Annotated in this window: 3 protein-coding genes; all 3 read right to left on the reverse strand. The window is 66.6% G+C overall.

The window, feature by feature from the left end:
- Nucleotides 1–151: 151 nt before the first annotated feature.
- Nucleotides 152–943: an ABC transporter ATP-binding protein gene (locus I55_RS01400; RefSeq protein WP_044558644.1), complete on the reverse strand. Its 792-nt coding sequence runs from the start codon at nucleotides 941–943 to the stop codon at nucleotides 152–154.
- 3 nt (nucleotides 944–946) lie between these two features.
- Nucleotides 947–1768: an ABC transporter permease gene (locus I55_RS01405; protein ID WP_085939915.1), complete on the reverse strand. Its 822-nt coding sequence runs from the start codon at nucleotides 1766–1768 to the stop codon at nucleotides 947–949.
- Nucleotides 1769–1849: 81 nt separating this feature from the next.
- Nucleotides 1850–2512 (reverse strand): ABC transporter substrate-binding protein (locus I55_RS01410; RefSeq protein ID WP_044558648.1); only part of this gene is annotated, 663 nt, incomplete at its 5' end.

Here is a 2512-nt window from a genome sequence, read left to right on the forward strand (position 1 = left end):
CGCCGCCNTGTCACCGCCCGCTGCTCGGCATGGCCGACGGCCAGCACCCACAGTCCCGCCGCCCCCGCCGCCGCCAACAGCAGCGCCAGGACGCCGCCGGGGCTGGCGGCGCGCAAGCGGTTGGCGAAGGAGGGGGCGGTGGCCACGGGTGTCAATCGGTGGTGAGGCCGGCCCGCTCCGCCGCCTCATGCCGCTGCTGTTCCTCCGCCACCAGACGGGACAGTTCCCGCTTCAGGGTGTTGAACTCCGGCGAGGCGGCGTCGCGCGGGCGCGGCATCTCCACCCGGATGTCGCGCTTCACCGTGCCCGGCCGATAGGTCAGGACGACGATGCGGTCCGCCAGGTATATAGCCTCCTCGATGGAGTGGGTGACGAAGACGACGGTCTTGCCCAGGCGCGCCCAGATCTTGAGCAACTCATCCTGCAGCGACCGGCGGGTCAGGGCGTCCAGGGCGCCGAACGGCTCATCCATCAGCAGAACGGGGCTGTCCAGCGCCAGGACGCGGGCGATGGCCACGCGCTGGCGCATGCCGCCGGACAGGTCCTTGGGGAACCGCTCCCCGAACTCCGACAGGCCCAGCATGTCCAGCAGCTCGCGCACCCGGGCGTCCGCCGCGTCCTTGGCCATGCCCTTGACCTCCAGCCCGAAGCGGATGTTCTTGGCCACCGTCATCCAGGGGAACAGGGCGTATTCCTGGAAAACCATGCCCCGGTCGGGACCGGGGTCCACCACCGGCTTGCCAGCCACGGTGATGGCGCCCTCCGTGGGGTGGGAGAAGCCGGCGATGGCGTTCAGCAGGGTGGACTTGCCGCAGCCGGACGGGCCCAGCAGGCAGACGAACTCCCCCGACGCGATCTCCAGGTTGATGTCCTTCAACGCCACCACCTCGTTTCCCGGGACGGCGAAGCGCTTGTAGACGTGGTTGATCAGGATGTCGGACATGGTTCAGTGCTCCAGCCCGCGGTGCCAGCGCAGCAGGTGGTTGTTGATGCGGGTGACACCGCTGTCGATGGCCAGGCCCAACAGGCCGATGGTCAGCATCCCGGCGATGATCTTGTCGGACCAGAAATACTCCCGCGCCTCCAGGATGCGGAAGCCCAGGCCGTTGTTGACGGCGATCATCTCCGACACGATGACGACGATGAAGGCGGTGCCGATGCCGATGCGCACACCCGACAGGATGTAGGGGGTGGCGGCCGGCAGCATGACGCGGCGGAAGATGGTGATGGGCCCCGCGCCCAGGTTGCGGGCGGCGCGCAGATAGATGCCGTCCACCTGGCGCACGCCGGCGATGGTGTTGACCAGCACGGGGAAGAAGGCGCCCAGCGAAATCAGGAAGATGGCCGGCGGGTTGCCCAGGCCGAACCACAGGATGGACAGGGGGATGTAGGCGATGGGCGGGATGGGACGCAACACCTCCACCAGCGGGTTCAGCCAGCGAAAGGCGGCCCGGCTGGCACCCATGGCCAGGCCCAGGGGCAGGGCCAGGACGGCGCCCACCAGGAAGCCCATGACCACGCGGTACAGGCTGCCGATGGCGTCGGTGATCAGTTCGCCCGAGAATATCCAGGCGATATAGCCGCCGTTTGCCGGATCATACGGATCGGCGGGCATGAGATAGGCCCACCAGCGCACGGCCACCGCCACGGGCGAGGGCAGGATCTTCGCGTTGACCAGGCCGGAACTGGACGCCGCCTGCCAGATGACAAGCAGCACGAGCGGCACGACGGCCCCCTGCAGGGCCGCCAACCAAGTGTTACGCCGCATTCGGGTACTCCCCATGAAAGCGCGAAAGAAGCGGATCGAAAAACGGGCCCGTCGTTTCCTGGAACGACGGGCCCTGGGGCCTTACTGGATGCCCAGTTCCTTCTTGGCGTCGGCCAGCAGGTCCAGCTTCACATAGTCGGTGGCCGTCGGCACCTTGGCCATCTTGGACACGCCATACTTGGCCATGGTCTCGGCCGTGATCTGGATCTGGGCCGGGTCGATGTCATAGCTGTACTGGGCATTGCCCATGGCGCTGTTGAAGTCGGCCTCGGTCAGCTGCTTCTTGAACAGCGTTTCGCGCACGTACTTGGACGCGACCTCGGGTTTGTCGATGAAGGTCTTGGTGGCCTTCACGAAGCAGCGCATGAATTTCTCGGCCACGGCCTTATGCTTGTCGTGGAACTCCTCCGACATCACCAGGGTGCGCACCGGGCTGCCGATGGCGGTGTCATAGGGCTTCAGCACCTCAATACCGAAGCCGCCGTTGACTGCCTGCGAGCCCTGCGGTTCCGTCTGCATGATGGCGTCCAGCTGCTTCAGCATCAGGGCCTGGTTCAGGTCCGGATAGTTCAGGTAGACGATCTGGACGTCCTTGCCCCCCTGGTCGGACCAGGTGAGATTGTGCTTGGCCAGTTCAGCCGCCAGCAGCACCTCCTGGATGCCACCGCGCGTGACACCGACCTTCTTGCCCTTAAGGTCATCGACGCTGGCCACCTTGGCCTCAGGGGCCGCCACCAGGCGGGC

This window comes from Azospirillum sp. B4, assembly GCF_000333275.1.
Taxonomy (GTDB): Bacteria; Pseudomonadota; Alphaproteobacteria; order Azospirillales; family Azospirillaceae; genus Nitrospirillum.

Bases quoted from the DNA above. Each gene is read 5' to 3' on its own strand.
- I55_RS01400 (WP_044558644.1), bottom strand. From the start codon at position 943: ATGTCCGACATCCTGATCAACCACGTCTACAAGCGCTTCGCCGTCCCG.
- I55_RS01405 (WP_085939915.1), bottom strand. From the start codon at position 1,768: ATGCGGCGTAACACTTGGTTGGCGGCCCTGCAGGGGGCCGTCGTGCCG.